This window comes from Psychrobacter sp. ENNN9_III, assembly GCF_001462175.1.
Classification (GTDB): Bacteria; Pseudomonadota; Gammaproteobacteria; order Pseudomonadales; family Moraxellaceae; genus Psychrobacter.
The window spans coordinates 1-6,883 of record NZ_LNUO01000157.1 but is presented as its reverse complement, the minus strand read 5'-3'; the positions used below and the strand labels follow the sequence as shown (position 1 = coordinate 6,883).

Sequence of the window (6,883 nt, the reverse complement as noted above, 5' to 3'; positions counted from 1 at the left end):
ATTTGTCGTGTTATTTTTTTAAATAAAGAATGTTTATTGAACAAACTGAGTCGGAAGAAAGAAGGTTCTTGAGTCTGCTTGCTGACGGAGCTCTATAAGTAACGTTTGCATATCTTCAGCAGGGTCTTGAGTATTGATTAAATCATCAAATATCTCGTAAGCAACTGTCGTCATGGCAATCACGCTTTGTAGCAGATGCTCAATGATATGGTCATTAATGCCAACTGCTTCGACATCGATAGCATGTTTGTAGCGTATTTCGCCATCATTCACATCCATCTCTAAATTACCAATCAGCATGTCATAATTAATTTGGGTGATAAGTAACATCGCTGCATTTTGATGACTCTCTGGCACTAAAAACGGTAAGATCCCATAGACTGCTAGCAGATTGTTTTTCTCTTGCACGCGAAACAGATAACCACATTCTAGTTGTTTATTGCGCATTCTTAACGATAAATGGTGCGATTGCTGGCTGTCATTGGTTTTTGGTCGATAATGGGTATAGTGCCACTGTTTATCATTAAAATACTGCTTAAGATAATCGACGATAGGTATGTCAGTATGCTTATCTTGATTTATAGTCTGTTTCACAGAGTCTGATTTAGCATTCTCGCTATCTTTTTTATTATTACTGATGTCGCTGTTAGTGTCGTTCGTGTCTGTTTTAGCAAAGCGTGTGGTACTAGTTTTTGGGTAGGTTTCAGCTGGTAAAGTATCAGTATTAATATCTCCATTAACATCAGTATCGTTATCAATGCTAACTTCAGCTTCGAGTGATAATGAATACTGCGGCAATTTCGCGTCATCAACAACAGCCTGCGGTGCTGAAGCAGTCAGGAACCGTTTGAGTTTTTGCCATAAGCTGAGTTTATTATGTTGACTCATAAATGTTGTACTAACTTAATAAATGAATAATATTAAAAACTGATAAATAAGCTAAAACCTCGAATTAATCTTTGCTGAATACGAAACCATCTTTGATGTTAGGTTGCGCATAAAATGCTTGTAACATGTTATAGATATGAGTGGTCAGCCATGTACTTTCAAGAGCGTCATGCACGACAGGAAGTAGGGCGCTACTTAATTGCGTCATGGCCTCTTCATCGATATATAAGCTTGCTGCTACGCTCGCAATCGTATCCGACTGATGGTTGGCATACCAAGTGTCGACGCTCGCTGAGACAAGGCTGCGCAGGTAAGGCGATAAGCGCAGACGGTTATAGCTTTGTTGAATGCTGGCTTCGATATGATCAATACTGCTATGGTCAGGCTCATCGTTTAAGTAGGTTTGTAGCTGGCTAATTGGTTGGTCTTTGATGCGTCCCCAACCTGTTATCAAGAGCCGAGCGACTTCTTCATTGGATAAATGTGCTTGCGCATTCGCCTCTGCGCGGCGAGTTAAGTCTTTAATATTACGATGCAAGTAGGTTTGCAGTTTTTCATCTAGGTTTCTGTTGGTTGCCTTCTCAAATGAGCTGCGGCCAAGCTTCATCAGCTTACCAACACCGCCTGCTTTATCCAGCGTGGTTTCCATAAAGTCGTTGATAGCGTGATATAGCGTTTGCGTCAATAAGTCTGCAAAGGTTTCATTGCCGACTAGCGTATGAATCAAGGCATTACGCTGCTCGTCATGGCTACCTACATAATTGGCAAGGGTCTCAACCTGAGTATCGTCTACCAGCTCAGATAAAGGTACGTTATCGTTGACCGGATGATAAATGATGGTATGCAATATATCGCGGATATCCTTACGCATGACATCGCTCATCGGTTGGCTAAGTAGCCAGTCGTTAATCAGGTGCTGTAAATCATCGGCGCTGACGTATCTATGTAATGGCTGTGCGCCTAACCACTGCCAAGCCTCTAGAGCCATTAGCTCTGCTTGCTGCTGTAACCACTGCTGCATAAAGGCAACTTGAGCATCGATTAAGCTATCCATAGTTAGACTAGCAACTGATAAGCTTGCGCTAGGATGAGCCGTTGCAGCATCTGTATGAGGCGTCGGCATTTGGGTGTCTGGTGCTTGCGTATTTAGAGTTTGGTTATCTTTTGAAGTCTGCATAGGTTTTGAGGTCATAGTAATCGACAATTTGTTATACTGTGTGGATATAGTGAGCATAAAGTATTATGCCATGAACCACGTATTCGTTTGTGATGAATATTGCTTAGCGCTTGATAAATAATGAGAGATTTAATGACGGCTGTGGATGCACCCTTACTTGCGCTCGATGAGCTGACGGTTCAGCGCGGTGAAATACCATTATGTGAAGGGGTCACGCTCAACTTACCTGCTGGCAGCATCTGTCACTTAGTAGGTGCAAACGGCACCGGTAAAACGACCCTACTAATGCAACTGGCTGGATTGTTACCAGTACTGACGGGTGAGGTTCACTACCAAGGCGTAGCAAATCTGCCTGTTCAGCCTTTATATGTATCCCATCAGTTAGGTATTCATCCCAATCTTACGGTCGCACAAAATCTAACCTTTCTGCTGAATCTATATGGCATTACCCCAAGTAACGCTGATATTGACGACGCTCTCGCTTGGGTGGGATTGCAGGGCTTTGAGACGATTAGCTCAAGCCATTTATCCGCGGGGCAAACGCGTCGCATCACCCTTGCAAGATTATATTTATTGACGCCGGACGTGACACCATTATGGTTACTGGATGAGCCTTTTACGGCACTCGATGTCGATATGGTGGCACGAATGGAAGACAGGTTGCGCGGTTTTGCCCATACTGGCGGCACAATATTGATGACCAGTCATCAGGCTGTCGGCGCCGCCAATCAGGTGCTAGATTTGTCAGATTACATGGTATAAGTGCGGCAAATATAAGTGAAAGGACGGATAATGACAGACAGTCCATTACGAGATAGTCCAGTGCAAGAGAGCACCATGCAAGAAAACCTAATGCAAGACAGTCCAATACAAGTAGCGAATAAAAGCTCGAACGTTAACGCATCGGCTGCTCGCGGTATCAGCTTTATGCAGTTATGGCGGCGCGAATGGCACGTGAAGCAGCAAGGGGCGGTACAGTGGTTGTACCCTTTAGTACTGTTTTTAGTGATTATTACCTTGTTTCCGCTAGCCGTAGGTAGCGAGCCTGCGCTATTGCAGCGTCTTGGTGTCTCTGCTGTGTGGATTGCCGCGCTCTTGTCATTGGTGATGGGCGTTGATGGCTTATTTAAGCCCGCGCTCGATAATGGCACGCTGGCGCAATTGGTCGTCGCCAAAGCCTCACTACCGTTATGGGTGCTCATCCGCCTAGTTATCCATTGGATTTTTAGTAGTGGGATAGTCGCTGTGCTCAGTTTACTTGCCGTGCCATTGTTTCAGCTTAGCTGGTCTGAAGCGTGGATATTGATGGCTTCTATTGTGACGGGTAGTCCGATGCTGTTGATGCTGTCAGCGGTGGCCAGTAGTTTGACGCTGTCATTAAAGAATGGCGCGGTGCTGGTGCCACTGATTGCTTTGCCGATGCAGTTGCCCGTGTTAATTTTTGCGACAGGAGCAGTTGACTTATTTGCTACTGGTCTTAATGGTTTGCCGATATTGGCTTTATTATTGGCAGGTAGTATTATCTCGGTTTTGGTTATGCCATGGGTGATTGCCATGACCTTAAAAATGGCGTGGCTAAATTGAAAAAACCTTTATATTAACAGCATGTTGAAAACTGGCAACTTTGCTATAATAGCCAATTAAATCCATAACAAGTCACTTGTAGATTCTATCCAGTGTTTAACGCCAGCAGGTTAGCAGATAGCAGCGTCTATAATGCGCTTTATCATTTATAATCAATAAGCTGTGCAAATAGGTTTATTCCCATGCCCAACCTGAATAATGTCTCATCTCCTAGCCTATGGCAGCGTATCTGGCAAGGCTTCTTGACCACTGTGGGTACCAAGCAGTTTTTTCGCATCTTTGCGCCTTGGGTTAAGTGGTTAGCTATACTAGCCAGTATTTTTCTACTGATCGGTAGTGTTTGGGGTCTTGCTTTTGCGCCGCCCGATTACCTACAAGGTAATAGCTACCGCATTATCTTTATCCACGTGCCAGCGGCCAGTATCGCTATTTCTATCTATTTTGCCCTCGCTGTATTAGGAGTCATCTTTCTCGTTTGGAAAATCAAGACGGCCAGTCTGGTGGCGCAGGCGCTTGCTCCGTTGGGCTTTTTGCTCTGCGTGATTAGTTTGATTACGGGCTCCATTTGGGCAAAACCTACTTGGGGTACGTACTGGGTTTGGGATGCGCGTTTGACGTCTATGCTGATTTTGGCATTTTTATATGCGGGCGTGATGGCGCTGTTTGCAGCATTTGAGCATACCGCCAACCGTGGTAAAGCGGCGGCCATTTTATCTATTGTTGGCGCAGTGAATCTACCTATTATCAAATATTCGGTACAGTGGTGGAATACTTTGCATCAAGGCTCAACTTTTACCTTAACGGCCGCGCCCAAAATGTCCGCAGATATGTGGATGCCGCTGCTGTTGATGATTATCGGTAGTCACTTACTAGTCGCGACATTAACGATTTATCGTACCAACACCCTCATCTTATACCGTGACCAAGGTAAAGCGTGGGTCAAAGAATATATTCGTGGGCAAGCCAAATAACTACATAATTATGGACAAAACAAATAACGGCTAGGAACCTATTATGCAGCCTTACTTTTATAGCGTATCTGAATTTATCGCCATGGGTAAGCATGGCGTGTTTGTCTGGTCGTGCTGGGCGATTACAGTTGGCGTGATGCTGGCTTTTATTATTTATAGCCGCAGACAGCGTCAAGCACTTATCAAACAGCTGACTATTCAGCAGGCTCGACAAGCACAGCGTACCGCTAAAAGCCCTAAACCTGCAACCAAGCAGCCGATGTAAAAATTATTTTAATATCATAGCTTTAATGCGTACTATCGTATTTTTTAAATAATAAAAATATGAGCGTATTAACGCTTGCAGGCTTATTGATTTGCTCAATAAATGCTACCATATAGCGATTAGAAGAGTACGATTAGAAAAATATTTTAAAAAGGTTTTTCTAATGGTAGTTTCTTCAATATTTTCTGTTTTATGGATTTATATGGCATTGCAGATAGTTTGTAAAACAGCGACTCATTAATGAGGTAGTGGTATGAATGCAGTTCGTCGCAAAAAACTGATGTGGGTGATATTTACACTTGCAGGAGCCGCGATTGCCGTGGTGTTGGTCATCTATGCTATTGGGCAGCAGACCGATTATTATTTTGATGCGACGGCTATCGCCCAAGGGGAAGCGCCACAAGACAAGCGCATTCGTGCAGGCGGTATGGTCGTCGCTGGCAGTGTGCAGCGCGCGCCAAACGATCCCTTAAACGTTGAGTTTGCAATTACTGACTTTGAGTCAACGGTGCCTGTGACTTATCAGGGTATCTTGCCAGACTTATTCGCTGAAAACTCCGGCGTCGTTGCGACTGGTAAAATGCAAGGCGAGACCTTTGTCGCAGGTGAAGTGCTTGCCAAGCACGACGAGAACTACATGCCGCCTGAGGTTGCCAAATCTATGAAAGAAAACAACCGCAATGGATTGACGCCGCCCTCTGAGCAGTACAATCCAGCAGAGCCAATCCATGAGACCCAAACATTGCAGCAGTAGCTTTACACATCTACTGGCAGCAAAAGCGCCGCTAATCAGCTATTAGCGGCGCTTTTTTTATATGGGTATCGATAAAGATATTAGTCATCCCATTCAGGCGTATAGTCAGGGTGCTCAATTTTACGGCCATCGCTACGAGCTAAGCTGCCGATTTTTTCTAATTCATTGGCACTAAGCTGTACCTTAATAGCATCTAAGTTGCCTTGCAGATGCTCAGGATTTGAGGTCTTTGGAATAGCCACACGGTCTTTATCCGATAATATCCAAGCCAGTGATATTTGTGCAGGCGTCACGTTGTGGTTGTCTGCAATCTCTTTAATAACGTCGTTATCAAATACATCGCCGCGCGCGAGTGGCGAGTAGGCTTCCAATAAAATATGATGATTATTCAAAAATGTCTGCAGGGTGTTTTGTTTGATAAACGGATGAAACTCCACTTGGTTGACGACAATAGGCACATCAGCGTGTTTTTTTGCTTCAATAATATGGGCGATATTAAAGTTAGAAACCCCAATATGGCGTGTCAGGCCTTGTTTTTGTAGCTCGCACAGAGCAGGAATGGTCTCAGACAATGGCACGCGATCATCAGGCCAATGTAATAGCAGTAGATCGACATAGTCGGTATCTAGGTTCTCTAGTGAGCGCTTAGCTGCTGCTACTAGTTTTTCTGGTTGAAACTTCATATCATCAGGGAAAATCTTCGTGGTCAAAAAGAACTTATCACGCGCCACACCTGACTGCTTAATACCTTCTCCGACCTCTTTTTCATTGTCATAAGCTTGCGCAGTATCAATATGCTCGTAGCCCATTTTTAGCGCTTGACTGACGACATCGACACAATCTTGGCCTGTTGATTGCCAAGTACCCAGTCCCAATACAGGAATATTGGCTTTGCCCGCGGTACGAATATTATAGGTTTTAGTGCTCATATTATTATCCTTATTATGTGTTGAGTGTGGTTTTTATAGCTGTTTGCATAATAGCTTTTTAAACAATTAATCACTAAATAATCAATGCCACAATCTGAGTTAACAATAGTCATATCATAGTGTTAATTGTAAAACTTGGCCTAATAGAACAACTAGGCAACCTAGCTACTATAGAAAGAAATAGAAAAAAGTGAAAGAGTAAGTGACGGTTTCCTACAAAGTACAAACAGGCTGTAACGTCATTTTCAGTAAGTAGGTGACGTAGATTGTGTATAGAATAGGGTATAAAAAACGCTCAATACCGGGCGGTATTGA

The 6,883-nt window shown here is 43.7% G+C and carries 8 protein-coding genes; 5 read left to right on the top strand and 3 right to left on the bottom strand.

From position 1 onward, the window contains the following. Window positions 1–33: 33 nt before the first annotated feature. Both PENNN9_RS09690 and PENNN9_RS09685 read right to left on the bottom strand, forming a co-directional pair. Window positions 34–888, bottom strand: a complete 855-nt coding sequence (locus tag PENNN9_RS09690; RefSeq protein WP_058369488.1) for a YbjN domain-containing protein — start codon at window positions 886–888, stop codon at window positions 34–36. Window positions 889–952: 64 nt separating this feature from the next. Beyond that, on the bottom strand, window positions 953–2,065 hold the full coding sequence (locus tag PENNN9_RS09685) for a hypothetical protein (RefSeq protein ID WP_082638066.1): 1,113 nt from the start codon (window positions 2,063–2,065) through the stop codon (window positions 953–955). 132 nt (window positions 2,066–2,197) lie between these two features. Between PENNN9_RS09685 and ccmA the strand changes: the two genes are divergently transcribed. The 5 genes from ccmA (at window position 2,198) to ccmE (ending at window position 5,639) form a co-directional block, all read left to right on the top strand. Then, window positions 2,198–2,827, top strand: coding sequence for a heme ABC exporter ATP-binding protein CcmA (gene ccmA, locus PENNN9_RS09680; RefSeq protein ID WP_058369487.1), 630 nt, complete (start codon window positions 2,198–2,200; stop codon window positions 2,825–2,827). Window positions 2,828–2,992: 165 nt separating this feature from the next. Further along, window positions 2,993–3,649, top strand: coding sequence for a heme exporter protein CcmB (locus PENNN9_RS09675; protein WP_058369489.1), 657 nt, complete (start codon window positions 2,993–2,995; stop codon window positions 3,647–3,649). Window positions 3,650–3,831: 182 nt separating this feature from the next. Continuing rightward, window positions 3,832–4,620, top strand: coding sequence for a heme ABC transporter permease CcmC (gene ccmC, locus PENNN9_RS09670; RefSeq protein ID WP_058369486.1), 789 nt, complete (start codon window positions 3,832–3,834; stop codon window positions 4,618–4,620). A gap of 43 nt (window positions 4,621–4,663) precedes the next feature. Then, window positions 4,664–4,885, top strand: a complete 222-nt coding sequence (gene ccmD / locus PENNN9_RS09665) for a heme exporter protein CcmD (RefSeq protein ID WP_058369485.1) — start codon at window positions 4,664–4,666, stop codon at window positions 4,883–4,885. 253 nt (window positions 4,886–5,138) lie between these two features. Further along, window positions 5,139–5,639, top strand: a complete 501-nt coding sequence (gene ccmE / locus PENNN9_RS09660; RefSeq protein ID WP_058369484.1) for a cytochrome c maturation protein CcmE — start codon at window positions 5,139–5,141, stop codon at window positions 5,637–5,639. 80 nt (window positions 5,640–5,719) lie between these two features. Here the strand turns inward: ccmE and PENNN9_RS09655 are convergent, their stop codons facing one another. Further along, window positions 5,720–6,568 carry an aldo/keto reductase gene (locus tag PENNN9_RS09655; protein WP_058369483.1) on the bottom strand — a complete coding sequence of 283 codons (849 nt, stop codon included), beginning with the start codon at window positions 6,566–6,568 and terminating at the stop codon, window positions 5,720–5,722. Window positions 6,569–6,883 lie beyond the last annotated feature (315 nt).